26 protein-coding genes are annotated in these 26328 nt (G+C 58.4%); 8 read left to right on the plus strand and 18 right to left on the minus strand.

Annotation, left to right across the window (positions count from 1 at the left end):
* Position 1 precedes the first annotated feature (1 nt).
* The gene (gene gnd / locus HK44_RS15690; RefSeq protein WP_277884167.1) at positions 2-1006 is read left to right on the plus strand and encodes a phosphogluconate dehydrogenase (NAD(+)-dependent, decarboxylating); all 1005 of its coding nucleotides are present in this window, start codon (positions 2-4) and stop codon (positions 1004-1006) included.
* A complete protein-coding gene (gene zwf, locus HK44_RS15695; protein ID WP_019690550.1) occupies positions 1003-2517 on the plus strand; it encodes a glucose-6-phosphate dehydrogenase in 1515 nt (504 codons plus the stop codon). Before gnd ends, zwf begins: the two co-directional genes overlap by 4 nt.
* Before the next feature lie 15 nt (positions 2518-2532).
* On the opposite strand, the gene nhaB is transcribed toward zwf, so the two are convergent.
* The 3 genes from nhaB to HK44_RS15710 form a co-directional block, all read right to left on the minus strand.
* The gene (gene nhaB, locus HK44_RS15700) at positions 2533-4035 is read right to left on the minus strand and encodes a sodium/proton antiporter NhaB (protein ID WP_019690549.1); all 1503 of its coding nucleotides are present in this window, start codon (positions 4033-4035) and stop codon (positions 2533-2535) included.
* Positions 4036-4152: 117 nt separating this feature from the next.
* Entirely contained in the window at positions 4153-5442 is a 1290-nt protein-coding gene (locus tag HK44_RS15705; protein ID WP_019690548.1) for a hypothetical protein, read from the minus strand.
* 281 nt (positions 5443-5723) lie between these two features.
* Positions 5724-5990 carry a hypothetical protein gene (locus HK44_RS15710; protein WP_019690547.1) on the minus strand — a complete coding sequence of 89 codons (267 nt, stop codon included), beginning with the start codon at positions 5988-5990 and terminating at the stop codon, positions 5724-5726.
* A 344-nt stretch (positions 5991-6334) separates the two neighbouring features.
* On the opposite strand from HK44_RS15710, the gene HK44_RS15715 reads away from it, so the two are divergent.
* Positions 6335-7660, plus strand: a complete 1326-nt coding sequence (locus tag HK44_RS15715; protein ID WP_019690546.1) for a sigma-54 dependent transcriptional regulator — start codon at positions 6335-6337, stop codon at positions 7658-7660.
* A 65-nt stretch (positions 7661-7725) separates the two neighbouring features.
* On the opposite strand, the gene HK44_RS15720 is transcribed toward HK44_RS15715, so the two are convergent.
* From HK44_RS15720 to pnuC, 8 genes are all read right to left on the minus strand, one after another.
* Complete coding sequence (locus HK44_RS15720; RefSeq protein WP_019690545.1) at positions 7726-9000, minus strand: hypothetical protein; 1275 nt, start codon at positions 8998-9000, stop codon at positions 7726-7728.
* Positions 9001-9046: 46 nt separating this feature from the next.
* Positions 9047-9787 carry a hypothetical protein gene (locus HK44_RS15725; RefSeq protein WP_019690544.1) on the minus strand — a complete coding sequence of 247 codons (741 nt, stop codon included), beginning with the start codon at positions 9785-9787 and terminating at the stop codon, positions 9047-9049.
* 33 nt (positions 9788-9820) lie between these two features.
* Entirely contained in the window at positions 9821-10501 is a 681-nt protein-coding gene (locus tag HK44_RS15730) for a C39 family peptidase (protein WP_019690543.1), read from the minus strand.
* 71 nt (positions 10502-10572) lie between these two features.
* Entirely contained in the window at positions 10573-11868 is a 1296-nt protein-coding gene (locus HK44_RS15735) for a hypothetical protein (RefSeq protein ID WP_019690542.1), read from the minus strand.
* Positions 11869-11921: 53 nt separating this feature from the next.
* Entirely contained in the window at positions 11922-12494 is a 573-nt protein-coding gene (locus HK44_RS15740) for a hypothetical protein (protein ID WP_019690541.1), read from the minus strand.
* Complete coding sequence (locus tag HK44_RS15745) at positions 12491-12931, minus strand: hypothetical protein (protein WP_019690540.1); 441 nt, start codon at positions 12929-12931, stop codon at positions 12491-12493. The genes HK44_RS15740 and HK44_RS15745 overlap by 4 nt, the downstream gene beginning before the upstream one ends.
* A gap of 329 nt (positions 12932-13260) precedes the next feature.
* Positions 13261-13785: an AAA family ATPase gene (locus HK44_RS15750; RefSeq protein ID WP_024264984.1), complete on the minus strand. Its 525-nt coding sequence runs from the start codon at positions 13783-13785 to the stop codon at positions 13261-13263.
* Entirely contained in the window at positions 13782-14345 is a 564-nt protein-coding gene (gene pnuC, locus HK44_RS15755; protein WP_019690538.1) for a nicotinamide riboside transporter PnuC, read from the minus strand. The genes HK44_RS15750 and pnuC overlap by 4 nt, the downstream gene beginning before the upstream one ends.
* Positions 14346-14641: 296 nt before the next feature.
* On the opposite strand from pnuC, the gene HK44_RS15760 reads away from it, so the two are divergent.
* Both HK44_RS15760 and HK44_RS15765 read left to right on the plus strand, forming a co-directional pair.
* Complete coding sequence (locus HK44_RS15760) at positions 14642-15472, plus strand: undecaprenyl-diphosphate phosphatase (RefSeq protein WP_019690537.1); 831 nt, start codon at positions 14642-14644, stop codon at positions 15470-15472.
* Between the two features lie 50 nt (positions 15473-15522).
* Positions 15523-15873 (plus strand): DUF1294 domain-containing protein, encoded by a 351-nt coding sequence (locus HK44_RS15765; RefSeq protein ID WP_141651746.1) that lies wholly within the window; start codon positions 15523-15525, stop codon positions 15871-15873.
* Here HK44_RS15765 and HK44_RS15770 read toward each other — a convergent pair.
* Positions 15870-16229 (minus strand): MmcQ/YjbR family DNA-binding protein, encoded by a 360-nt coding sequence (locus tag HK44_RS15770; RefSeq protein WP_019690535.1) that lies wholly within the window; start codon positions 16227-16229, stop codon positions 15870-15872. The two genes, HK44_RS15765 and HK44_RS15770, sit on opposite strands and share 4 nt — an antisense overlap.
* Positions 16226-17134, minus strand: coding sequence for a LysR substrate-binding domain-containing protein (locus tag HK44_RS15775; RefSeq protein WP_019690534.1), 909 nt, complete (start codon positions 17132-17134; stop codon positions 16226-16228). Before HK44_RS15775 ends, HK44_RS15770 begins: the two co-directional genes overlap by 4 nt.
* A gap of 128 nt (positions 17135-17262) precedes the next feature.
* Here HK44_RS15775 and HK44_RS15780 point away from each other — a divergent pair, with 128 nt between their 5' ends.
* Both HK44_RS15780 and HK44_RS15785 read left to right on the plus strand, forming a co-directional pair.
* Entirely contained in the window at positions 17263-17874 is a 612-nt protein-coding gene (locus HK44_RS15780; protein ID WP_019690533.1) for an FMN-dependent NADH-azoreductase, read from the plus strand.
* 262 nt (positions 17875-18136) lie between these two features.
* On the plus strand, positions 18137-19183 hold the full coding sequence (locus HK44_RS15785) for an alpha/beta hydrolase family protein (RefSeq protein ID WP_024264986.1): 1047 nt from the start codon (positions 18137-18139) through the stop codon (positions 19181-19183).
* Positions 19184-19194: 11 nt separating this feature from the next.
* Here HK44_RS15785 and HK44_RS15790 read toward each other — a convergent pair whose 3' ends face one another.
* The 5 genes from HK44_RS15790 to efeU form a co-directional block, all read right to left on the minus strand.
* Complete coding sequence (locus HK44_RS15790) at positions 19195-20391, minus strand: MFS transporter (RefSeq protein ID WP_019690531.1); 1197 nt, start codon at positions 20389-20391, stop codon at positions 19195-19197.
* A 279-nt stretch (positions 20392-20670) separates the two neighbouring features.
* The gene (gene efeO / locus HK44_RS15795) at positions 20671-21495 is read right to left on the minus strand and encodes an iron uptake system protein EfeO (protein ID WP_019690530.1); all 825 of its coding nucleotides are present in this window, start codon (positions 21493-21495) and stop codon (positions 20671-20673) included.
* Positions 21496-21529: 34 nt separating this feature from the next.
* Entirely contained in the window at positions 21530-22828 is a 1299-nt protein-coding gene (gene efeB / locus HK44_RS15800; protein WP_019690529.1) for an iron uptake transporter deferrochelatase/peroxidase subunit, read from the minus strand.
* A gap of 17 nt (positions 22829-22845) precedes the next feature.
* Positions 22846-24045: an iron uptake system protein EfeO gene (gene efeO, locus HK44_RS15805; protein WP_019690528.1), complete on the minus strand. Its 1200-nt coding sequence runs from the start codon at positions 24043-24045 to the stop codon at positions 22846-22848.
* An 8-nt stretch (positions 24046-24053) separates the two neighbouring features.
* Positions 24054-24905 carry an iron uptake transporter permease EfeU gene (gene efeU, locus HK44_RS15810; protein WP_019690527.1) on the minus strand — a complete coding sequence of 284 codons (852 nt, stop codon included), beginning with the start codon at positions 24903-24905 and terminating at the stop codon, positions 24054-24056.
* Positions 24906-25155: 250 nt separating this feature from the next.
* Here efeU and HK44_RS15815 point away from each other — a divergent pair, with 250 nt between their 5' ends.
* Complete coding sequence (locus tag HK44_RS15815; RefSeq protein WP_019690526.1) at positions 25156-26175, plus strand: AraC family transcriptional regulator; 1020 nt, start codon at positions 25156-25158, stop codon at positions 26173-26175.
* The last annotated feature ends 153 nt before the right edge of the window (positions 26176-26328 follow it).

A 26328-nucleotide genomic window follows, 5' to 3' on the forward strand; every position in this document is an offset into this window, starting at 1 on the left:
TATTTGTAGTAAGGAGCATCAGCACATGCAACTGGGGATTATCGGACTGGGCCGCATGGGTGGCAACATTGCGCGGCGCCTGATGCTCAATGGGCACACCACTGTGGTCTATGACCGCAACACCGCGTTCGTTGACACCCTGAGTCAAGAGGGCGCCACTGGCGTAGCGGACTTGCCGGCACTGGTCGCGGCACTGGATAAACCCCGAGCGGTCTGGGTCATGCTGCCAGCAGGTGCGCCGACCGAAGAAACCATCGACACCTTGAGCCAGTTGCTGGATGCCGGCGATGTGATCATCGATGGCGGCAACACCTTCTATAAGGACGATATCCGCCGGGCGAAAACCTTGTCGGAAAAAGGCCTGAAGTACATCGACGTCGGCACCTCCGGCGGTGTGTGGGGGCTGGAGCGCGGCTACTGCATGATGATCGGCGGTGACGCTGACGTGGTTGATCGTCTCGATCCGCTGTTCGACGCACTGGCGCCAGGCCTGGGCGATATTCCGCGGACCAAGGACCGGGTTGCCGAAGATGATCGTGCCGAACGTGGCTACATTCATGCCGGCCCTGCAGGTTCCGGGCACTTCGTGAAGATGATTCACAACGGCATCGAATACGGGATGATGCAGGCGTTTGCCGAAGGTTTTGACATCCTCAAGACCAAAGCCTCGGAGAACCTGCCGGAAGATCAGCGTTTTGATCTGAACGTGGCCGATATTGCCGAAGTCTGGCGTCGCGGCAGCGTCGTCTCGTCCTGGTTGCTGGACCTGACGGCCGATGCCTTGGCCAGCGATCCGAAACTCGACGGCTACTCCGGTGCCGTGGCTGACAGCGGCGAAGGTCGCTGGACCATCGAAGCAGCCATGGAGCAATCGGTTCCGGTGCCGGTATTGTCCAACTCGCTGTTTGCCCGTTTCCGTTCGCGCCAGCAAAGCACTTATGGCGACAAGCTGCTGTCGGCCATGCGCTTCGGCTTTGGCGGCCATATCGAGACGCCGAAAAAATGACTTCGATCCGCAAGAAATCCAAGGCACACCCCGCACCACCCACCACGCTGTTTCTGTTCGGTGCTCACGGCGATCTGGTCAAGCGCTTGCTGATGCCGGCGCTGTACAACCTCAGTCGTGACGGTTTGCTCGGCGATGGACTGCGGATCATCGGTGTCGACCACAATGCGATCAGCGACGTGGACTTCGCCAAAAAGCTTGAAGATTTCATTCGAACCGAGGCGACCAACAAAGTCGGCCATGACCCTCTGGATCCGGTGCTCTGGGCCAAACTGGCCAAGGGCATCAGCTATGTCCAGGGCGATTTTCTCGACGACAGCACCTATCAGGCGCTCGCCGCAAAAATCGCCGAGAGCGGTACTGGCAACGCGGTGTTCTATCTGGCCACCGCGCCGCGCTTTTTCAGTGAAGTGGTGCGCCGTCTGGGCTCGTCCGGGCTGCTGGTGGAAGGCGACGACGCCTTCCGCCGGGTCGTGATCGAAAAACCCTTCGGTTCCGACCTGCACACCGCCGAAGCCTTGAACGCGTGCTTGCTCAAGGTCATGACGGAGAAACAGATTTACCGGATCGACCATTACCTGGGTAAGGAGACCGTGCAGAACATTTTGGTCAGCCGGTTCTCCAACAGCCTGTTTGAAGCGTTCTGGAACAATCATTACATCGACCACGTACAAATCACCGCCGCCGAAACCGTTGGCGTCGAAACCCGCGGCAGTTTTTATGAGCACACAGGTGCGCTGCGCGATATGGTGCCCAATCACCTGTTCCAGCTACTGGCGATGGTCGCGATGGAACCACCGGCGGCCTTCGGTGCCGACGCGGTGCGCGGTGAAAAAGCCAAGGTGGTCGGGGCGATTCGTCCCTGGTCCACCGAAGAGGCGCGAGCCAACTCGGTACGCGGTCAGTATGTCGCCGGTGAGATTGCCGGCAAGCCGTTGGCCGGTTACCGTGAAGAACCCAATGTCGCGCCAGACAGCACGACGGAAACCTTCGTCGCGCTCAAGGTGATGATCGACAACTGGCGTTGGGTCGGCGTGCCGTTCTACTTGCGCACCGGTAAACGGATGAGCGTACGTGACACCGAAATCGCCATCTGCTTCAAGCCTGCGCCCTACGCGCAGTTTCGTGACACCGAAGTCGATGAGCTGCAACCGACTTACCTCAGGATCAAGATTCAGCCGAACGAAGGGATGTGGTTCGACCTGCTGGCCAAGCGTCCTGGACCTGCGCTGAACATGGCTAACATCGAGCTGGGCTTTGCCTACAAGGATTACTTCGAGATGCAGCCGTCCACCGGTTATGAAACCTTGATCTACGACTGCCTGACCGGTGATCAAACGCTGTTTCAGCGCGCTGACAATATCGAAAATGGCTGGCGTGCGGTGCAGCCGTTCCTCGATGCCTGGAAAGAGGACGCCAGCGTGCAAACCTACGCTGCGGGCGAAAATGGCCCAACGGTTGCCGATGAGCTACTGACCCGCGACGGCCGCGTCTGGCACGGCCTCGGATAAGCCACAGGGTAAGTGTTACAGCCAGTAGCTCACCGCATACCAGCCCAGCACGCCCATCACCACGGTGTACGGCAGGGCCATCCAGACCATGCGCCCGTACGACAACCGAATCAGCGGGGCAATTGCCGAGGTCAGCAAAAACAAAAACGCTGCCTGACCGTTGGGTGTTGCCACGCTGGGCAGGTTAGTGCCGGTATTGATGGCGATCGCCAGCGTTTCGAAATGCTCACGGCTCATATGGCCGGAGATGAATGCCTGTTTCACCTCGGTGATGTAGATCGTCGCCACGAACACGTTATCGCTGATGGCCGACAACACGCCATTAGCGATAAACAACATGCCCGGTTGCTGATCCGCCGGCAGGGACAGCACCCACTGGATCAACGGCGTGAACAGTTGCTGATCGTGAATCACTGCCACAACGGCGAAGAACACCACCAGCAAGGCAGTAAACGGCATCGCATCCTTGAAGGCGTTGCCGATCCGGTGCTCTTCGGTAATACCGGTGAACGCCGTGATCAAGACGATCACCATCAAGCCGATCAGCCCGACCTCGGCAATGTGAAACGCCAACCCGACAATCAGAATCAGCGCGGCCGCGCCTTGTACCAACAGTGCAGCGCGTTGGCGGGCGGTGCGTTCGGCGTTGTCCTGTGCCGCATAGTTTGCCAGCACCGCGCGGACATTGTCTGGCAGCAAGGTGCCATAACCAAACCAGCGCAGTTTCTCCAGCAGCACACAGGTCACCAGGCCCGCCACCAATACTGGCAACGAGACTGGGGCGACCTTCAGGAAGAAGTCTGCAAAGTGCCAGCCCATTTCATGACCGATCAGCAGGTTCTGTGGCTCGCCCACCAAGGTGCAGACCCCACCGAGCGCTGTACCCACTGCGCCGTGCATCAACAGGCTGCGCAGGAATGAACGGAATTGCTCCAGGTCTTCGTGATGCAGGACGGGCAGGTTGTGGTCGCTGCTGAATTCGCTGTCCTGTCGTGGATCGTTGCCCGACGCCACGCGGTGATAGACCGAGTAAAACCCTACGGCTGCACTGATGATCACGGCGGTCACCGTCAAGGCATCGAGAAATGCCGACAAAAACGCCGACAGAAAACAGAACATCAGCCCCAGCAGTGCCTTGGAACGAACCCCAAGCAACAGCCGCGAAAACAGGAACAGCAGCAGGTCTTTCATGAAGTAAATGCCCGCCACCATGAACATCAGCAGCAGGATCACGGGAAAGTTATGCAGCAACTCGTCATACAACGCTTCAGGTGTGGTCATGCGCAGCAGCAGCGCTTCGACCATCAACAGGCCACCGGGCATCAGCGGGTAGCATTTGAGCGCCATGGCCAGGGTGAAAATGAACTCCGCCACCAGCAACCAGCCCGCGGCCACCGGACCTGCTGTCCACAGCACCAGCGGGTTGAGAATCAGGAAGGCGAGAATGCTCGCCTTGTACCCGCGCGGTGAATGCCCGAGGAAATTGTGCGCAAACGCCTGGGCCATTGAACCGGACATCAGTTGCTCCTTCTATCAAGAAGCGCGCAACTTGCCGTAACAGTCCCGGAAGATCAAGCTCTTGAGTTTCATTATCAATAGGTGATGGCGCACCAGCAGCGGAACAACGGCAAAGCACTACCCCAGATAGCGCGCCAGTACTGCCCGGTAGTGGCCATCCAGCGAGTAGCCGCTGACCACAATTCGCTCATCAGCCTGCACGGCCAACGAGGTTGCCGTGTCCAGGCTACGCCCCAGACGGGTACGCACCCAGCCTTGGCCATTGGCAAAGTGGCGATCCAGGCATCCGTCCGGGAGATGCCGGGCCAAAAGGAAATCCGCTGCGATACCGCCAATGGTTGCACCGACGCTTAGCACCCGGCCATCGGCGAGAACCTGGGCCGCTGTCCATTGGCAGCCACTGCTACCTATTTCAGTGAGCCGCGCGTGACCTCCGTTGCAATGAATGTCCGGCCGACCGTTTTTGCGCACAGTCAGCGACAGGCATTGCATCGGGTCGCGACTGCTACCGAAACACTGCAGGCGCCCATCCGTTTGCTCGATCACCTGACTCACCTGGGCGCTGCGCCCCTGAACCTTGAAGCTTAAAAAACCGTCTTCAGCGAAGTCTTCGTCCAGTCGGCCGGTGCTGTCGAAGCGTGCCAGCAAACCTTCCTGCGGCAGATTGATGGAGCCGGCGACCACGATCTGACCATCTGCCAACACCAGGAGGCTGCTCAGCCAGGTATTTTTCAGCAAGTGTCTGACCATGACAAATCCATGACCGTTGAACGTCTCGTCCAGCGTCCCATCCGGATTGAGCCGTATCAGGATGCCGACGTGATCCGCGAATTCGTAGTGATGGTTGGCCAGCAGCAAGATTCGACCATCGGCCTGCACCTGGAAGTCGCAAGCTTCAGCCCCCGGAACTCCTGGCGGTAACCAGTCGTCACGCAGGCCTCGGGACAGATCGCCAGGCAAACGCACAATCTGTACACCCCGGTCACCAAATTGCAGAACCGGGCGGCCATGTGAGTCAAACATTGCCAGTGCCGGGAGTGTACGGTGGGCGCTTTCGTAATGCAGACCGGATAACAGGATTTTTCCGTCGGGCAGCTCTTGAACCTTGCCTCCTGTCGCCTCGAAGCCGCTTTCAAACTGTCCGGTAATGCTGCCCTCAGTGCCGAAGCCCGGATCCGCTGAGCCATCCTCAAGTAATCGGGCCAGCCCATAACAGTAACCGTGCCTGGTTCCGACCTTGGCCACGACCAGCAAGCGGCCCATCGAATCGACCACGACATCGTTGGCCATGCTCGAAAGGCTGCCCGCGAACTGCACCCAGGCCCTGCCGGATGATGCAAAGCTTGAGTCGAGTTTTCCCGCTGTGCCGCGAGGGGCTGCGAGGGCAAAAGCGTTATGGATGGGCATGTCGCATCTCCTTGCGAGTCGACCGGATCCAGAACTGCGGAGGCAGACTTTGAAAGAAGTATTCAATCCCTGATTGATGCAATGTACAACGGTCAGAAATAACAGACGGAGCGTCGTTCTGTGCCAGAACAATGTCTTTGCGAACCGCTGACAAGTTGGCCTGACATATACGACCGTCTATCGCAATAGGGCAAAAACAGAGAGGGTCGAAGAGGAGGGGAACTCTTGAGATGTTTCGATAAAAAAGTGCGGATCACGTCGCCGTGATCCGCACATTTCTTTTACTGTGGCATTGTCCAGGATTGCAGCTGATAACCTTCCTCGCTCAACTCGGCGCGAGCTTTTTTCAGCAAATCTTCAAGTTGGGCCGGGTCGGTATAGGCGCTGCTGGGAATCTGTTTGCGCCCGATACGGGTGCTGGTGCGGTCGATGACGGTCAGGCTGAGTTCGCCAGTACCGTCCTGTGGAGCCCAGGCCACGCATTGGAATGGCTTAAATGCGCGGTCGGCAATCAAAAGAGCTTCGTTGATACGCAGCGGGGCGTTCATGGGGTCTTCTCTCGTCTGTGCCCAATCAAGTGATGTGCCGTCGGTTGGGCTTACCGTTCGGCTGGTTACTTGTACTGATGCGCGCAAGGGGGGGGCGGGTCACACACAATCAAAAGAAATTTCCACTTTCTTTTATAACGGCAATGACAAGGGGCGCGTTGAAAGCTGGATGAAAGGTTCAAACGTGTCAGGTAGCTAATATGGGCACGTTTTATAACGTAAACGACGTTGACCTTATTATTAAACGATACAAGGCAGCGTCAAGATCTTGCTAACGTTACATTCACGGGCGCCAAACGACTGTTTCTAATAAATTTTCTAATTTTTGGCGCCAAGGAACAGTCATGATCGAAACGCCCGCATTGCGACGTTTGCTAGTGGTTGATCCGTGTGACGACTGCCATCGCTTATTACCCGGCCTGCGTACGATCGGCTGGGATGTCGACAGTTGTACCCTGGAGAACGCTTCCCATCGTTCCTGTGATGTCGGCCTGCTGCGCCTTCAACCTGTTCATTTTGAACGTCCTGAAGCCGTCAAGGAACTGATCAGCCGTAGCGGCACTGAATGGATCGCTGTTCTCAACCAGGAAGTCTTGCGGTTGCAGAATGCCGGCGATTTTGTCTGCGAATGGTTTTTCGATTTTCATACCCTGCCGTTTGACGTCTCCAGGGTTCAAGTGACCCTTGGGCGGGCATTCGGCATGGCGCGTTTGCGCGGTCAGGGCACGATTCACGTCCACCAACCCGAACATGAACTGCTGGGTGACAGCCGGCCGATCCGTGAACTGCGTAAATTGCTGAGCAAATTGGCGCCTACCGAGTCGCCAGTGTTGATCCGAGGGGAAAGCGGTACCGGTAAAGAGCTGGTCGCCAGAACCTTGCACCGTCAGTCGCAACGCCACAGTAAACCGTTTGTCGCGATCAATTGCGGGGCGATTCCCGAGCATCTGATTCAGTCCGAGCTGTTTGGTCACGAAAAGGGCGCTTTTACCGGTGCACACCAACGTAAAGTCGGACGCATTGAAGCAGCCAATGGTGGCACCCTGTTTCTGGATGAAATAGGTGATCTGCCCCTTGAACTGCAAGCTAACCTGTTGCGTTTCCTGCAGGAAAAACACATCGAACGGGTTGGCGGCAGTCAACCGATTCCCGTGGATGTCCGGGTCTTGGCGGCCACTCACGTGGACCTGGAAGCCGCGATCGAGGCCAAGTGTTTTCGCGAGGATTTGTACTACCGGCTCAACGTCCTGCAGGTGGTCACTGTGCCGCTACGCGAGCGTCACGGCGACCTGGCGCTGCTGGCCAACCATTTTTCCCACTTTTACAGCCAGGAAACCGGGCGTCGGCCGCGCAGTTTCAGCGAAGACGCGCTGATTGCCATGGGCAAGCACGACTGGCCGGGCAATGTCCGTGAGCTGGCGAACCGGGTGCGTCGAGGGTTGGTGCTGGCTGAAGGCCGGCAGATCGAGGCACGGGACCTGGGGTTGATTGGCCAACAGGCGATTACCGCGCCGATGGGCACCCTCGAAGACTACAAGACCCGCGCCGAACGCCAGGCATTGTGCGACGTATTGAACCGCCACAGTGACAACCTCAGTGTGGCCGCTCGAGTACTGGGCGTTTCCCGGCCGACTTTTTACCGATTGCTGCACAAGCACCAGATCCGCTAGGGCGCGGAGAAACGAAAAGGCCCGCTGCGATTTACGTCGCAGCGGGCCTTTTCCTTGTGTGGTGTTTAGAAGTAGTACGGGAATTTCAGGCTGAAGGAGAAGGCTGGTGCGTCCTGGGTCAAGCCGATGGCGAGGTTGGGGACTATCGTCAGTTTGTCGGTTGCCGCCATGGTCAGGCCGATGTTGAAGTTGGCAGCGTTGTAGTCGCTGTCCGGGATTGATTGCCAGTCCTGGCCGCTTGGTTTGACTTTGCTTTTGCGGGCGAATTGGTCGGAAAACGAAAACGACATACTCATCTTCTCGTTCAAGGCAAACGCAATGCCGGCGCCGACCTGCCAGGAATCGCCCAGTTTCACGTCTCCCGGGACCGTGGAATTTACCGTGGGGCTGATATCGCTGAAGGAGTCCTGCATGTTGTAGGTATAGGACAGGCTGCCGAAGAGCACGGCAGGGTCGAAGGTCTTGACCAGTGAGATACCCGGGGTAATCGACCAGACACCGTTGCCGGTAGGGAGTGACTGAGGTACTGACAAATTGTCGTTGCCTGGGTCCTTGATCAGCTTGATTCCGTACGGATTTTTGCCGGTCGGCGCCTTGACTCGCAGAGTGACGACCGCGTCGGGCAGGTTTTCCGATTCATCCAGGAACTTGTAGGCAACACCAAAGTTGACATCGCCGATGGTCGGATCGCGCTTGACGGAGGCGTCGGATGAGACCGGGGCTGCGCCTCCTGCACCACCAGAGGAGTACGTCGAATCTCGATAGACGATCGGGACGTTGATGTCGAACTGCCAGCGTTGCGCCACGTTGTAGCGGCCTGTCAGGTCCAGGGTCCAGTTGTCGGCCTTGATGCGGTCAATGTTGATGTTACCGAGAAAAATCGAGTCAAGCGCCAGAAAGCCATTGAGCACCAATGCACGGGTGTCATAGTGGGTATAAGTCATGCCCGTTTCGAAACTGAACTTACCACCACCGAAGAAGCCGCTGGCTTCGTCATACAGGTTGGAGACGCTTTGCGCCGGTCCCGAGTCGTCCTTGAGCGACTGCCCATACGAACTGGTCCCTGGGGCACCCGTGGCCACGGTCTTGGCGCCTGTGGTCTTCTCGGCAGGGGAGCGGGTCAGGCGCTTGGGAGCAGGTGTTGTTGGTGTTTCTTCGACTTGTTTAACGCGCTGCTCAAGTACCATCAGCGCGTTCTGTTGTGCTTCGTAACGCTGTTTCAGCTCCATGAGTTCTTGTTTTAAGGCTTCAACCTGGGGGTCCGGTGCTGCTTGCAGCAAAGTGGCCGGGACCAGGGTACTCAAACAAACGACAGCTCTGAACGTCAAAGATCTGTGCATGGGTTTGTCGTCCCTTCTGACTACATTCGATGAGACTCAGCGTAGATCAGTATCCGAGAGTGCGTAGGCCTTTTAGTTGGTCCAGACTGCAGTCCAGCGCCCCGGCGGTCGGCAGGTTGTTGCGCAGGACAACATTGAGGGACGTCAGGTTGTTCACCTGGTTTCTTCCGCCGAGCAAGGTCGCGTTCTGCATCAGGCCGCCTTGGGCAAGGCGTTGCACGGTACTGCCCTGATTGTTGTTGGCCTGAATGTTCAACTGCACGCCAGTGTTACTTGACGACATACTGAAGGTCCCGGCACCGTTGGACGCGGACAAAGTCGTGCCGGCGGCCAATGGCTGGCCCTGGGTATCCATTTGTGGTGCCTGGTTGGCTTCTTTGACGTTGATGGCGACATTGTTGTAGGCGCTGTTGTAGTCGCCGGCGGCGCGCACGACCTGGGTTACACCCTGGGTGCTGCTGAGGCCGGCGCCGCCGCTGACATTGCCGGAACCCTGGGAGACCGGTGAACCATCACCTTTCTTGTCGATCATCGACACATAGAACTGTGGCTTGATGGTCGATTCCTGAATCTGCATCGAGGAGGTTGCCCCGATCACTTCGCCGCTGGCGTTCTGCCAGGTACTGGTCATGACAATCCCGAAACTGATGATCCGGCCCGGCATGACATACCGGCCGCGAAGGGTCGCCAACTCCTGATCCTTGAGTTCAATCGGTTTGAACGTGAGTGCTTGTGTTGGCAGGCTGGCGGCCAGGCAAACGACGGCGAGCCAGTATGGAGTCTTCATTGGATACTCCCGGAGCTTCGTGCTCCTTTGTCATTAGAAAAAGTCGCTCTGGATAAATCCGAAATCCATCAATTCTGCGTCCCGCACCGGGCTGAAGGTGTTGATGCGGTTCTTGGCGGTCAGTGGCAAAGGTGGATCGCGCAAGACGTTGGCCTTGTCGTAGCCCTGGCCTATCACAGCGAAGATGATGCCGTTCCAGCCTTTGACAAAGTCGTCGAACTTGAAGCGTCTGTGACCGAGTACCGGATCACCGATATACACCCAGTCTTTCTCCGCTTTTTGCATGACCACGAAGTGCTTGTAGCCACGGATGTCCATGAGCACGATGACTGGAATGGCGACGCTGGTCAGAGTTTCCGGCGTTACCCGATAACCACGGGCCCGCATGCCGATACTTTCCACGTAACGCTTCATGTCGAGCATGGAGAAGCCCTGGACGCGGACCAGATTCTGGTCAGAGTGAGCCAGCATGCCTTCGATGATTTGTGCCTCGGTTACGTCCAGCCAATAGGCCTGGCGCAATACGGTCGCCAGGGAAGCTGCACCGCAGCTGAAGTCGGTTTTTTGTTGGACCAGGTCGGCAAATTTGCGCTCACGCATGCTCTGGACCGGTTTGAAAACGACCGCTCCGCCGGGCAAGACGGAAAGCGGCATTTGTCCCGCTTCGCTCAGGCCAGCCAGAAAAACCAGGAACATCAGGGCGAAAATGCGCATGATCGTAAGCCTTCCGTGCAAGAGTGAAAAAAAGCCCCCCGAAGGGGGCTCTCCAGACTCTGGAGCTTGGTTTACAGGCAGGTTTTGCAACCGGATGCAATGGACAGCGAGTTGCTTTGTTGGTTGCCATTACCGGCAGCCACGTTGACGCCGAGGTTGCCACTGCCACCATTCACCGAACCGTTCAGGTTAGCAGTGTTGGTCACAGGGTTTGCCCAGCCAGTTGGGGTCAGCACTTGCCAGGACACGGTGTTGCTCAAGTCAAAGGAGCTGGACTCGCTGAAGCTTTGCGATTTGTCGCTCGCTGCGTAGCCAGCTGCGCCGTACGATTCGCTGCCCGATGCACTGCCCGAAGCGCTGCTCGATTTGCTGTTCGATGCGCTGTTCGATTTGCTGTTCGACCCGCTGTTCGATGCGCTGTTCGATGTGTTGAGCGATGCGTTGAGCGATGCGTTGAGCGATGCGTCGAAATCCGCACTGCTGCTGCTATGATGATGGCCACTATTCCTGGAAGCGCTAACGTCCACGTCCACAGAAGCGTCCAGTTTAGCTTTCAAAGCAGCGTTCGAAGCAGAGTTGCTGGCAGAGTTCCAAGCAGAGTTCGAAGTAGAGTCGCTGGCAGATTTCGAAGCAGACTTCGTAGCAAATTGCGTAGCAAAGGCCGAAGCAGAGTACTTGGCATAGTCCGAAGCAGACTTCGAATCGGATGCCTCTTTGAAAGACTCATGACCGCTGGCTGAGACGGTACGCGACAGCGTATCCACGCGGTACGTCCGATCGGCGTCGTTATACACCCTCAGGCCTGGGCCTGACTGATCGGCACTCGCGGTTGCGGTAGCGTGCTTGCCGCCAGACACAGCGATCGCCATGGTGTTTTTCTGTTGGTTAAGGTCGCCAGCAGCCATGTTGATGCCCAGGTTGCCGCTACCGCCGTTAGCCGAACCATTCATATTGGCGCTGTTGTTGGTGGATTGGTTGTCGACCTCGTTGTTGTTTTGGGTTTGCGTGACCTTGGCGGTTGCTACCACAGACCCAAAGACAAACGAGCCATCGCCGCTGGCAATGGCGGCAGCGTTGTCTTGCTGGTTGCCGTCGCCTGCTGCAACGTTGACGCCCACATTACCCGAGGCACCCGTGGCCGAGTTGTTCATGTTGGCGCTATTTTTGGTCCCTTCATTGCTGATGTAGTTGTTAGTGCTGGTTTGTTTATCTGTAGCGTTGGCAGTGGCGCCAGCATTGGTGGTGTCTTTTGGATTCACGTGATGACGATGATGATGCTCGTCATCACGCTGGCCAGCTTGTACAGCAATAGCCATTACCGCAGCGATCGCGAAAACCAGAGGCTTGAGTGCCATTGAGGGTTTCATGCTGATTCTCCGTACTTTATTTTTAGGTTAAGTGTTGTTTTTTACCTTTTGGGTCAATCCGCGACCCGTACGCTCAGGGTGTTGGCCGTTCGGTTTCCCACCCCGGCGCTCTGATTCAACTGGATCACCCCACGGCTACCGGTGAAGGCCTGGTCGCTGGTAGCGACCTGGCGATGGCCAGGAGTAAGATCCGTTGAATCGGAGCTGTTGAGCAGCGCCACGTTCTGTTGCTTGAGGACGCTGTCGTCGATACTTTGCGGCGTAGCACTGATGCTTATCCGCAGGGCGTTGGCTTGCTGGTTGCTGGCGCCCGAACTCTGATTGACCCCCAGTACGCCATTGCCGTTACTGAAGGCGTTGCCTTTAATGGCTGACTGGGCATCGATCCTGGGATCGACCTGAGTACGCAACCGTTGGCGAATCTGCGTGGTGGCACTGGCGTCGGTGTCAATGGCGATGGCTCGGGCGTTGGCCTGTTGTTGCTGATCACCGGCAGCCTGGTTGACCGAGAAGTTGCCCTGGTACTGACTGCCGGAGTTGTCGATGGTGGCCGTATCGATGACAGGAGGTTGGGCAAAGGTCGGCGCACTGCAAAACATGGCCAGAATCAGCAGAGTGCGATTCATTTCATTGTCCCCCCGATAGCATTCAGACTGCCCAGGCCTTGCTGGATGGTGCCGTTGATCCTGTTGGCAACACCGTTGCCGGAGCCCGCGGAATGTCCTGCGGACAAGCCGGGCAGCTGTGACTGACCGTTGATGTTGCCGCTCAGCGTGCCGGTGGCTTGAGTGATCGTGCCGGCGATGCTTGCACCGCTGCTGATGCCGGAAATATCACTGTCCGTCAGTTCATTGGTTGCACTGATGACTTGTTTGGACGGGTTGGCATTGACGGTCAGGGGGCTAGGGTCGGGAACCATGGGGCGGCGAGTCGCGTTACGCGTTTGGACTTCCCGCTGGATGACAATGATCCCATCGGCGGCCTGGACAGGCAGACTGATACTCGAACCCAATGCATATCCAATCAGCAGGAGGCGAAAAATGCCTTTATCGATATTCCCCACGACGGCAATTCCTTCTTAAAGTGCGCTGGCCCGTATCAACGTTGCGAGGAACCGAGCAGAAGGTGTGCCGCTTTTTATTTTTATAGTTAAAACAGTGGGTTGTGATTATTTGTGGCGGGCGTCAAAAATTTGTTGTAACTACGCTGAGACAGATGGCCGGGCATTGCGCCGTTTATCTGTCCGCAATAGCTCATCATGGACTGTGTGGATCGACTGTTTCAGTTGATTAACACGTTGCCCCGGCGAGGCTTGAGCCGCTTCATTTGGCGGGTTTGTGGGGAGGAGGGTGTTTCAGGAATGGACATTTTGCCGGGCGGGGCGTGCTGGAGTCAGGCGCCCAGCAGCCGATTGACCGCCTCGAATGCATCGCGCCTGCGCTGTGCCCAGTCACCATGCAACATCTGGTAAGTCTGCTGGTGCCGGTCGAGCCAATCGCGACTGGCCTGGAAAAATGCCTGGCGATCGGCAAGATCCGGCTGACAGCGTTGCCCGTCGTCAGTCCAGACAACCGCCTGCGGGCTGAGCAGCAGGTGCAGATCGTAGTGCCGCGCCAGCAAGGCTTCTTCGATCCAGGCCGGGCAGCCACCGAACAGCGCATGACTCCAGAGCATATTGCTCAATAGATGCGTATCGAGGATCAGCAGTGACGGTTGTCTGGCGCGAGACTTGTCCTCCCACTGTAGCTGACCCAGTGCAATCACCGAAATATCTTCGTAGCAGGTTTCGCGGGCCTCTTTTTCGATAAAGCGCCGAACATACTCACCCACCAGCAACCCGCCGAAACGGGCTTGCAGCTCGGCCGCCAGCCAACTCTTGCCGCTGGACTCCGGACCGCTCAAGACCAGCACTTTCATGCGCGCAACGCCGGATCGGCGCGCCATTCCCGCCAGCCTTGCACGGCGATCAACGTAAACAGGCCATAGAGCGCTGCGGTCAGGTACAGGCCTTTGTAGATAAACAACCCGACGAAAATCACATCGACGGCAATCCACAACGGCCAGCATTGCAGGCGTTTTTGCGCCATCCACACTTGCGCCACCAGGCTAAAGCCGGTCAATGCCGCGTCCAGCCAGGGCTGCGCGGCATCGGTCCAATGAGCCATGGCCGCGCCCAGCAGCAAACTGCCGACGGCACCGACGGCCAACCCCGCCCACATCGCGCGGCCGTCCAGTTGCGTGACTTGCCGTCCATGTTGCGCTTCGCCGGCTCGGGTCCACTGCCACCAGCCGAAGAGCTGCAAGCCGGCGTAAATCACCTGCAGCAGCATGTCCGAATACAGCTTTACCTCGAAGAAGATCCAGCTATAGAGCAGCACCATGACCAGGCCGATCGGCCAGCACCAGGGGTTCTGTTTGACCGTCAACCAGACGGCGATCACGCCGAGTGCTGCGGCAAACAGTTCAAGCCCGGACATGAGGGTTCCTTGGTGAAGTTGAAAAGGGCGCCGATTGTAACGCAGGTGGGGATTGTGACGAGGGGACTTGCCCGAATGCCGGCCAGTGAGTCCAATTACGACGCAGCGTTATTCAGGCATGTCTGATAGGATTTCGGCCGCGTCAGCAAAAACCTGAAATCGCGCTGATTTTTCACGGGGTTTTACGGCTTCGCGTGGGGATCGTGCGTATTGTCATTCGGTGATGCTGATCGCAGTGGACGCTTGAATTTTATTAGCGAGGCATGCCTTGGAGGCATCGTTTCATTGGGGGATTAATGGATTTTTGGACCGCCGTTCAGGCTTTGATTCTTGGCGTTGTAGAAGGACTGACAGAGTTTTTGCCTATTTCCAGTACCGGGCACCAGATTATCGTCGCCGATTTGCTCAACTTCGGTGGCGAGCGCGAGAAGGCATTCAACATCATCATCCAGCTCGGCGCGATCCTGGCCGTGGTCTGGGAGTTTCGCCGCAAGATACTCGATGTGGTGACGGGGCTGCCTACACAGCGCAACGCTCAACGGTTTACCGTTAACCTGTTGATCGCGTTCATGCCGGCCGTGGTGCTGGGTGTGATCTTCGCCAATATGATCCACAAATACCTGTTCAACCCGATCACTGTGGCGACGGCGCTGGTGGTGGGCGGGATCATCATGTTGTGGGCTGAACGCCGCGTGCATACCGTGCACGCCGAAACCGTCGACGAGATCAACTGGAAAGACGCCCTGAAGGTTGGTTTTGCCCAGTGCCTGGCAATGATTCCCGGCACTTCGCGCTCGGGATCGACGATCATCGGCGGCTTGTTGTTTGGCCTGTCGCGTAAAACCGCCACCGAGTTTTCGTTCTTCCTGGCCATGCCGACCATGGTCGGTGCCGCGGTGTACTCCGGCTACAAGTATCGCGACCTGTTTCAGGCTGCTGACCTTCCGGTGTTCGCCATCGGCTTCGTCACTGCGTTTATTTTCGCGATGATCGCGGTCAAGGGCTTGCTCAAGTTCATCGCCAGCCACAGCTATGCTGCGTTTGCCTGGTACCGGATCGCGTTCGGCTTGTTGATTCTGGCGACCTGGCAGTTCGGTTGGGTCGACTGGTCAGCGGCTACATCGTGATCGAGCCACGCAATGGGCGCGCGATTCAACACCCGCGCCTCAAAGGCCTGATGTTCCTGGCGCTGTGCGCCTTGCCGGCATTTGGCTCGGTGCTTCTTTGGTGGCGCGGGATTTCGCTGATTCCGCTCGCGGCCTATGGGATTGTCAGCCTGTTGGCGTTCTTCCTGTACTGGAGCGACAAACGCAAGGCCCGGGCAGACAGCTGGCGCACACCGGAAAACGTGTTGCACGCAATCGAACTGGCCGGTGGCTGGCCGGGCGCCTTGCTCGCCCAGCAAGTGTTTCGGCACAAGACCCGCAAAGTGTCCTATCAACTGGTGTTCTGGATCATCGTGTTGTTGCATGAGGTGTTCTGGATCGACCAGTTGTTCCTCGGCGCCGGCCTCTTCAAGCTGTTCTAAATCAATAACCCGACCTGCACGCGCTTGGGCAACTTGCTCACCACCAGTTGGTGAGAACGTTGCAGCAAGCCTTGCAGCTCCTCGGCGCCAAGCGGGTAGGGCGTTTGCATGATGATCCACTGCGCCCTTGCCAGATAGGGCGCAGGTCCTATGCCGGGGCGGTCGACATGCCCCAGAAACAGCTCTTTATCGACCTTGAACGCCAATGACTCACCCCGCAGGTTTTGCAGCGCGAACATCTTGTTTCCAGCCACTGAAAACACTCGCACGCCACCCCATTTGTAATCCTCTTGCGCGCCGGGCAGTGCCAGGCAGAAACGCGCCACGTCTTCCTCGGTCATCGGTTTAGCCTTCATAACAATCGATCCCCGCAGGCTTTGAATGATTCGGTCAAATGGTCGATCCAGGCGCGCACCGCTGGCAGCAAGCCGCGCCGATGAGGGTAGACCGCCAGCAGCCAACCGCCAGGCAGCGACCACTCGGGCAACAACTGCACCAGCGAGCCGTTTTCCAGTTCCTCTTCGCAGTACATCATCGGCAGCAGGGTGAAGCCAAGACCCGCCAGCGTGCAGGCTTTGCGGACGATGAAATCATCGATCCCCAGTCGTGCTTCCAACGACAGGTCATAACTCTTGCCATGAGCATCGAGCATGCGCAGATGCACCATGCGATCAGCTTCCAGAGCGCCGAGCACCGGCACCTGTTTCAGGTCTTCCGGGCTGTTGATAGGGTGCTCGCCTAGAAAGGCCGGGCTGGCGATCATCACCATTTGTGCCTGGCGCAGGCGCCGGGTAACCAGCAGCGGGTCTTCATCACCCAGTTCGCGCACTCTCAAGGCAACATCGATGCCTTCGGTCACCAGGTCGACCCGGCGGTTAAGCAACTGCATCTCCAATTGCACGTGGGGGAAGCGTTCCAGAAACGAGCTGATGACCGCTGGCAAAAATTCATGAGCCAGCCCGACGGGGCAGGAAACCCGCAACCGCCCTCGGGGTTCGCTGGACATGCTGGCGACGGCCTCGTCAGCCATCTCGGCCTCCAGCAGCATTGCCTGGCAGTGGCGCAAATAGCGCTCGCCGACAGCGGTCAGCTTGAGCTGGCGGGTGGTGCGCTGGAGGAGGCGGGCACCCAGGCGCTCTTCAAGTTCGGCGATACGCCGCGACAGCCGCGACTTGGGGATGCCCAACACACGCCCGGCAGCGGCGAAACCGCCGGCTTCGACCACTTTGGCGAAGTAGTAAAGGTCATTGAGGTCTTGCATGGCATGACTCGACTGTCCTATTAGTGGGACAAACTATCGCATTGTTGCTGACTAATCAGCTATTGGTTTCATCTGTAGGATTGTCCCCATCAGATCGCCCGGTGGCGATCCTCACTTGGAGATCCCACATGAAACTCTTGCACATTGATTCGAGCATCCTTGGCGACAACTCTGCTTCCCGTCAGTTGAGCCACAGTGTCGTCCAGGCCTGGAAAGCCGCCGAGCCTGCTGCCGTGGTGACCTACCGCGACCTGGCCAGCGACGCCATCAGCCATTTCTCTGCCGCGACGCTGGTCGCTGCCGGCACCACCGCCGAGTTGCGTAACGCCGCACAACAGCACGAAGCCGAGCTGAGCGCTTCGACCCTGGCCGAATTCCTCGCTGCCGATGCCGTCGTGATCGCAGCACCGATGTACAACTTCACCATCCCGACCCAGCTCAAGGCCTGGATCGACCGCATTGCCGTTGCCGGCCAGACTTTCCGCTACACCGAAGCCGGCCCTGAAGGCCTGTGCGGCAACAAGAAAGTCGTCGTGGTGTCGACTTCAGGCGGGATGCACGTGGGTCAAGCGACTGGCGTAGGTCACGAAGAGTATTTGAAAGTCATGCTGGGCTTCATGGGCATCACCGACATCGAGTTCGTCCGCGCCCATGGTCTGGCTTACGGTGACGACGTTCGCAACAAAGCCATGAGCGACGCTCAGGCACGCATCAGCGAGCAACTGTTCGCTGCCGCGTAAGGCTTGCGTAAAGAGTTAAAAAGCTCAGGCAATACCCACTAGACTCTGTATTCTGGTCGTCGTAAAACGATCAGGGTACGGAGTCTTTTCGTATCTGTTTCAAAAGCGCTGTCGTTTCAGGTGTTGGCCCAGGTTATGCAGTCTCGGGTTATCGGCCCCGTTCTGCGTAGACCTTGAAAGCGGCAATTGTCGGCGCAAGGCTTTAATCCAAGCGATTGGAGGAAAACGGGTATTCCAATCGGGTAACAAGGTGGGGCATCCCATGATGCGTCTTTGTGCAATGTTACTGATTTGCCTGCTCAGCGGCCTGAATTCAGTGCAAGCCGCGCCTGCGCCGCACCCTCATTGGAGCGTTGGCTACCATGAGCTGACGTTTCTCGATCCGCTGGATTTACAACCCATGCGGGCCATTGCCTTTTACCCGTCGACCGGCATCGAGCACTCAAGCAAGCTTGAGGGTTATCAGGTCCAGGCAACCGAAGACGCAAGGGTCGCGATTGGCCGCTTTCCGATGTTGATGCTCTCCCACGGCAACATCGGTACCCCATTGGCGTTGCATGACCTTGCCACATCGCTGGCACGCAAAGGCTTTGTGGTGGTGGCGGTGATTCATCCCGGTGACAACTCCAAGGACCACAGCCGCCTCGGTACGCTAAGCAACCTCTATGGACGACCGATCCAGATTTCCGAAGCCATTACCGCCACCCTGGCCGACCCGATGCTGTCGCCGTTCGTCAATCCCGACGAGGTCGGGGTGATCGGCTATTCGGCCGGTGGCGAAACCGCGTTGATTCTCTCGGGCGCCACACCGGATCTGGACCGTTTGCGGCGTTATTGCAAGGAGCGTCCTGATGACGGAGACGCCTGCAGCACCAACGGTGAGCTGATTGTCGACCGCGATGACTTGCAACCAGTCGCTGACCCACGAGTTCACGCGCTGTTGCTGATGGCGCCATTGAGCCTTAAGTTCGGCCGTCATACCCTGGCTGGTGTGCATGTGCCGGTGCTGCTCTATAGCGGCGATGGCGACAAACTGGTCGCCCTCGATAGAAATGCCGCTGCGCTTGCTCGCAAATTGCCTGTTGCACCAGATTTCAAATTGCTGGCCGGGGCCGGGCATTTCGTGTTCATGGCACCGTGTACCCAGGAACAACTCGTGGCGATGCCAGCCTTGTGCACCGATGCTGACGGCGTTGACCGTGAGGATATTCACCGCAACCTGATCTCCGAAGCCGGGCGTTTCTTTGCCCAAACCCTGAGCAAACCAAGCCGGGCCGGCATGCAGACGGCTGACCAAACGTTGCCGTAGACGCCAGGGCCTTACGACGGGCTGAGTGCTGAGCGACATTTCAGCAGCAAGGTCAGCCCCAGTCCGGAGATCGACAGCAGCGCCGCACAGAAGAAAATCCACGAGTACCCCAGATTCAACGCCACCGCGCCCATCAACGGCCCGGCAATCGCCAGCGCCAGATCGAAAAACACCGCATAGGCACTCAAGCCGGCGCCACGGCTGCTGCTTGGCACTTGTTTGATGGCCTCGACACCCAATGCCGGATAAACCAGTGACAGACCGAACCCGGTGAGCCCCGCGCCAATCAACGCCACTGCCGTCGAAGGCGCCAACCAGAGCAGGCCCAGCCCCAGGGTTTCGATGCTCATGCAGGCGATGGCCGAGTTGAACCCGCCAAAGCGGTTGATGCTGGAGATAAACAGCAGGCGCGAGAGAATGAAACAAATGCCAAAGACCGTCAGGCACCAGGCCGCCCCGGTCCAGCCGCGACTGATATAGAACAGGGTAATAAAGGTGGTGAGCGTACCGTAGCCAATCGAAGCCAGACTCAGGCTGGCGCCGAAGGGCGCGACGCGCCCGAACACCGCCCAAAATGGCAACCGCTCACCGCGAATGACCGGCACCGAGGGCTTGTTGCGAATCAGCAGCAGCGCCATCAGCGCCAGTAACGAGAGCGCAATGCCAAGGCTCACGAAACCCAACCGGCCGACCATCACCACACCCAGTGGCGCACCAATGGCAATCGCGCCATACGAGGCGATGCCATTCCAGGAAATCGAGCGGGCGGTGTGTTCGGCACCCACCTGGCCCATGCACCAACTGATGGTGCCGACGCCGATCAAGCCTTGGGCGACCCCCAACAACAGTCGACCGACGATCAGAATTATCAGGCTCAGTAACGGCAGGCTCTGCAACAGGGTCGACAGCAACGTCAGGACGCCACTGAGCACGATCCCCAGCAACCCATACACAATCGCCCGTTTGGTACCGATGTTGTCAGACATACGGCCCGCCATAGGACGGCTGAGCAGGGTGGCGAGGTACTGCGAGCCGATGGTCAGCCCTGCGACGATGGCGCTGAACCCCAGTTGCTCATGGACATACCCCGGTAATACCGCAATCGGCAGACCGATGCAGAGGAACGCGATAAAGGTATAAAAAACGATGGAGACGATCTGCAAGGTGATCGCCGTGGAGCTGACGGGAGGCGTTTGTTGCGCAGACATGAGAGCTCGTTCGCGGGCGGGCGGTTAGAGAGCTGCATCATGGCGTGGGTCTGAAATAAAAGAAAGCAGGCTAACGGTTTATGGAGGTCAACAGCATGACTTTTCAGGCTGTAGGGTGACTGTGGCGAGGGGGCTTGCCCCCGTTGGCTCGTGAAACGGCCCTGAATCTGCGATCGCGGTCGATCAGAAACACCGCGTTCAACGGATATACGACTGCTGCGCCCGAGCGCGGACCGGCCGAACGGGGGCAAGCCCCCTCGCCACAGAGATTGCGCGGCCTTAGTTCAGACCCAGTTTCCCACGCAGGGTCGACAGGTCTTCCGCCAGGGTGTTGACCGGGCCGACCAGTGCCTTGCGGTCGTTTTCCTTGACCTTGTCGTAGGTCTCGAAACCGCCGCCAGCGGTTTTGTACTTGGCCAGGATCGTGTTCACGCTGGCGAAGTTCTTGTCGACTTTGGCGACGAAGGCCTTGTCCTGTTTCTCGAGTTGCGGACGGAACAGGTCGACGATTTTCTTCGCGCCGTCAATGTTGCCCTGGAAGTCATACAGGTCGGTGTGGCTGTAGCGGTCTTCTTCACCGGAGATCTTGGTGGCAGCGACTTCTTCGAGCAAGGTAGCGGCGCCACCGACAACCTTCTCTGGCGGGAGGGTCATGCCGGCAACACGGGTTTTCAGTTCTTTGACGTTGTTATTCAGGCCATCGGCCAGCTCACCGAGACCCTCAGTGGTTTTCTCGGAGAACAGCGTGTATTCAATGCGGTGGAAACCGGTGAAGTCTTCAGCCTTGACGCCTTTTTCGTGGTCGTTGACGCGCGAGTCGATGGATGCATCGAGGTCACTGAACAGCTCGGCCATCGGCTCGATCGACTCGTAGTAGACACGGGTAGGTGCATAGAGCTTCTGAGCAGTAGCCAGGTCACCTTTTTTCACTGCGTCGGTGAACTGCTGGGTGTGGCTGGCAAACCCTTCGAGCTGTTCGCTGACGTAGATTTTGTAATCCGAAATCGGCCCCACCAGATCCAGCGGCGCTGCGGCGGCGAAAGCCGACAGTGGGGCGTGGAGCAAGCCAAGGGCAACCAGCAAAGCGAGAGGCGACTTTTTCATGGGACTTTTCCGTGAGTTTGTTGTGTTTAGGGGGTTAAGCCGTGGTTTTCGGTTGAGTGGCATCGAGCAATGAGCGACCGATGAAGTCCTTGTCGCCGGTGACGCCCGGCAAGGTGAAGAAGTAGCCGCCGCCGATGGGCTTGAGGTATTCCTCCAGCGGCTCGCCGTTGAGTCGGGTTTGCACGGTAATGAAACCGTTGTGCAGATCGGCCTGGTAGCAGATGAACAGCAAGCCCATTTCCAGCTGACCGTTTTTGCTCACGCCGTTGGAGTAGTTGAACGGCCGACGCAGGATCAGGTTGGCCTGGGTCGCGGCAGTGCGCGGGTTGGCCAGGCGGATGTGCGCGTCCATTTTGGTCAGCTTGCCGTGAGGGTCTTTGGCGTAGTCCGGCACCTGGCTTTCATGGCTGCCGCCAATGGGCGCGCCGGTACTTTTGACCCGACCGAGAATGCCTTCCTGTTCTTGCAGTGGCGTGCGGTCCCAACGCTCGACGAGGTTGCGGATAATCCGCACCGCCTGATAGCTGCCATTAGCCGTCCAGGCCGGCTCATCGCTGCCCGGTTGGACCCAGACAATCTGCTCCATGGCTTTCTTGTCGTTGGAATCCGGGTTGGCCGAGCCGTCACGGAAACCGAGGAAGTTGCGTGCACTCTGCGCAGGTGTTCCAGGCTTGGCCGGCGCTTGCGGCGGCACGCTGCCTTCCTGCTTCCAGCGCACCAGCAGCAGGTCCGGCAGGTTCTTTACGATGTCGCGCAAGGCGTGAATATTGGTGTCGGCGGTGTTGGCGCAGAACTGCAGGCTCAGGTCGCCGTGGCAGAGCTCGGGTTGCAGCGCATCGTTGGGGAAGCCGACCATGCGGATCAATCGCTTGGGCTTGGCGCTGGCCAGGCCGAAACGCTCGTCGAACAGCGATTCACCCACCGAGACGGTGATGGTCAGGTTGTCGGGTGTCACCACCGGGCCAAGAATCCCCGAGTCCACGGGTGGGAACTTCGGGTCGACCTGAGCCACCGGGCCACCGGTCATCAGGAACGCAATGCGCTGGTTCAGTGTGCGAAACAGCCGCTCGAGGTCTTCGCGGTCGGTGGCCAATACGTCGAACGACACCAGCATGCCGCACGCCGGGCGCGGGGTGACGATGCCGGTCTGGTGCTGGCCGTGGAAGTCATGGCGATCCTGGGTTTTGTCGCTGTTCGGTGCTTCAGTGACTTGCGCCGGGCTGGCGGCCATTGCCGGGCAGCTCAACGTGCTACCCGCCAATGCGACACCGGCGGCGCCCATGCCCAACAGTACGCGGCGACGCTGGGTATTGATCTGATCTAAATCATTCATCTGAATTTTTCTTCTGCTTATAGGCCGGAGAGGCCAAGGGCGGGATCGATTCCATCGAGTGCATCGGCCAGAACCTTGGCCTTGTCGGCGAGTTGTGCGCGTTGATCGGCGCCGACACTGTCGTAACTGCTGTAGCCGTCTTTGACTCGCAAGCCATTGAGTTCGGTGTCGAGAGCGTGGGTGGCCGTGTCCAATCGGCTCAGCAATGCGGCGGCAGGCTTGGCCAGTAACGGACGCAACAGATCGACCACTTTGCGGGTGACGTCCAGGTTGGCGGCGAATCCGTTGAGGTCGATGTGGCTGTAGCGTTCTTCTTCACCGCTGCTGGCGCGGACATCGGCCATGTTGCGGAGGTTGCGGGCGACGATGCTTACCAGTTGTTCCGGCGGCAGCGACTGGGCCAGCAGTTGCTGCTTGAGTTCGGTGACATCGGCGACCAGACGCTGGGCGACCGGTGCCAGACCGTCGATGTTTCGTTGCTGAAACAGCGCGTACTCGAGGCGGTGGAAGCCGATGAAGTCCGGATCCTGCTCGTGCTGTTCAAAGTAATCGGCGCGAGCATTGATAACCTTGTCCAGCTCCGCCAGGCGTTGAGCCGCCGGGGCGATGCGTTGATAGGCAACGCGGGCCGGCACGTAAAGCGCCTGGGCCTGGCTCAGGTCACCGGCGTCGATAGCCTGTTGTAATGCGGCGACCGCATTAATCAGCGCAGAGCCCTGACTGCTCAGGTAAACCCGAAACTCCGACAACGGGCCAATAAACGCCACCATCGACGGACGTGCCTTGGCCGCCGCATCGGAGGCGGCGGTGGGCGTGACGTGCAATGTGCCGCGCGGGTTACTGAGCAGACCGCAGGTAATCGCGTAGTCGCCCGGCAACAGGTTGGCGGTGACCACCTGACTCAAGCCGGGAGCGATGTTTTCCCGTTCTACTAGCACGAGCACGCCGTCGAGGACTTCCCATTCAACGGCGCGATCCGAGCGGTTGACGATGCGAAAACTGCTGTGGCCCGCCGGGACGGTCAGCGCATTTGGCTCGCAGCTATGCGGATTAATGGTGACGGTAATCTCGTCGTGGTTAACCTGGCGCTTGGCCGCGGCCATTTGCGACGCGTAGTAGAACAACCCGCCAGCGGCGATCATCACGATCACCGAACCGGCCACCGCCCAGCGCAGGGCGCGGGGAGGCGAGGTCTGAAGAGGGGCCTGGTTTGACATGAATGCCCTTAATGGCTGGAGACGGAAGAGGGTGGCATGGCGGCTGGTTTGGCCGGCGCGCCAGCGGGGAGGAAGAACATCACCAGCGCGGCCAGCAGATAAATCAGGTAAGCGCCGAGGGTGCTGACAGTCGGCGCATCCTGATAACCGAACATGCCGGCCAGCACCGAACCCAGCGGCCCATCCATCGGCAGCGTCGCGCTGAAATCGAAGAGCACGGTTTGCAGGTGATTCCACAGCCCGGCTTCATGCAGTGCGCGCACTGAGCTGGCGAGAATGCCGGCTGCCACCACCAGAATGAACAGCCCGGTCCAGCGGAAGAACGCCGACAGGTTCAGGCGCATGCTGCCGCTGTAGATGAGGAAGCCGATGATCATCGACAGCAGCAGGCCGAGCAGGGCACCGATCGGTGCCCCGGGGCCTTCGCTTTGCTGGAATACCGCGAGCAGGAAGAACACGGTTTCCAGGCCTTCGCGGGCAACCGCGAAAAACACCATGGCGATCAGCGCAGTGACCTGGTGTCTGGAACCGGCCATCGCATGATCGAGGGAAACGTGCAGCGAATGCTTGATCGAGCGCGCGACCTTGCGCATCCAGAACACCATGGAGCTCAAAATCGCCACGGCGATCAGGCCGATGACGCCCTCGAAGAGTTCCTGTTGTTTTTGCGGGAATTCAGCGCTGACCAACTCCAGGCCACCGCCCACCAGCAGGGCCAGCGCGACGGCGAGGAAGACCCCGATCCACATGGCGGGCATCCATTGGCCGCGTCCGGTTTGCATGAGATAACTGGCAATGATGCCGACGATTAACGCCGCTTCAACGCCTTCGCGCAGCATGATCAGAAAGGGAACCAGCATTCAGCACCGCGTCAGCTATAGAGTGGAAGCGAATTTGTAACATAATGATACTTATTTCTAAATAGAGATGATTAGTATTTGCCTGAACGGTAGCTGAACAAGAGTAGGAGCAAGGCTTGCCCGCGAAAAACGATAACGCGCTGTACCTGATGAACCTCATAGCCAATTTCGCGGGCAAGCCTTGCTCCTACGGGGTCTGCGCCTGCGCTAAGATGCGCCGACAAACAAAAAACAGGGTTCACCACGTTCAATGTCGGAAAAAGACACCATCTCCATTCATTTGGTGCGCGAAGCACTGCTGCAAAGCTGCGAGTCGAGCGCGGTCAGCATTGAAGTCTTGCTCAAGGTCGGGATCGAACCGCGTTTGCTTGGCGTGGCTGATGCACGTGTTCCAGCCACGGCCTATGCGCGGCTGTGGCGACTGTTGGCGCGGCGCATGGACGATGAGTTCTTTGGCATGGACCCGCGCCGGTTGAAATCCGGCAGTCTGGAGTTTCTCTGTCGTTGCGCCATGGCCCAGCCGACGTTGGCCGCGGGATTGACGGCCGGGCTGGGGTTTCTCTCGTTGATGCTGGAGTGCATGCCGGCGCAGCTGGTTCATCAGCAAAGCCTGGCAGAAATCGTCCTGCTCGAAGACGACCAGGACCCGCGTCGCGCCTTCACTTATTTCACCTACTGGATGATCGTCCATGGTGTTGCCTGTTGGCTGGCGGGGCGGCGGATACCGATTCTGGCGATCGAACTGCGCTGCGCGGAACCGGACTTCTGCGATGACTATAAGGTGATGTTCTCCGAGAACCTGCGCTTCGACCGACCGCGTACACGGATGATCTTCTCGGCTGATTGCCTGGATCTGCCGATCAAGCGCAGCAGCGACGAGCTCAAGCGCTTTTTGGCCCATGCGCCGGCCAATATCCTGGTCAAGTATCGCGATCCGCAAAGCCTCGCCAGCCGGATCAAACACGATTTGCGGCAATTGCCCGCCGAACAGTGGCCGGAAACCGACAGCCTGGCGCAGCGCCTGTGTATGTCCGCTTCGACGCTGCGTCGACGCTTGGCGGAAGAGGGGCAAACCTATCAAGGCTTGAAGGACAGCGTGCGCAAGGAGTTGGCAATCGTCTGGCTGGCCGAACCTTCGATCAGCTTCACCGAGATCGCCACGCGGCTCGGGTTTGCCGATGCCAGTTCGTTCTACAAGGCGTTTCGCAAATGGTCGGGGTCCAATCCCGGGCATTACCGTAGTTTGATCCTCAACGAAGCAGGACAGTAATTGACTCCTGTGGCGAGGGAGCTTGCTCCCGTTCGATCGCGAAGCGGTCGCAAAGCCCGTTGATAGTGACCTTCTGATAGAGCGCGATTGCAGATTTTGGGGCTGCTACGCACCCCAGCGGGAGCAAGCTCCGTCGCCACGTGGATTTTGCAT

The sequence above is a fragment of the Pseudomonas fluorescens HK44 genome (assembly GCF_000217955.3).
Lineage (GTDB): Bacteria > Pseudomonadota > Gammaproteobacteria > Pseudomonadales > Pseudomonadaceae > Aquipseudomonas > Aquipseudomonas fluorescens_AQ.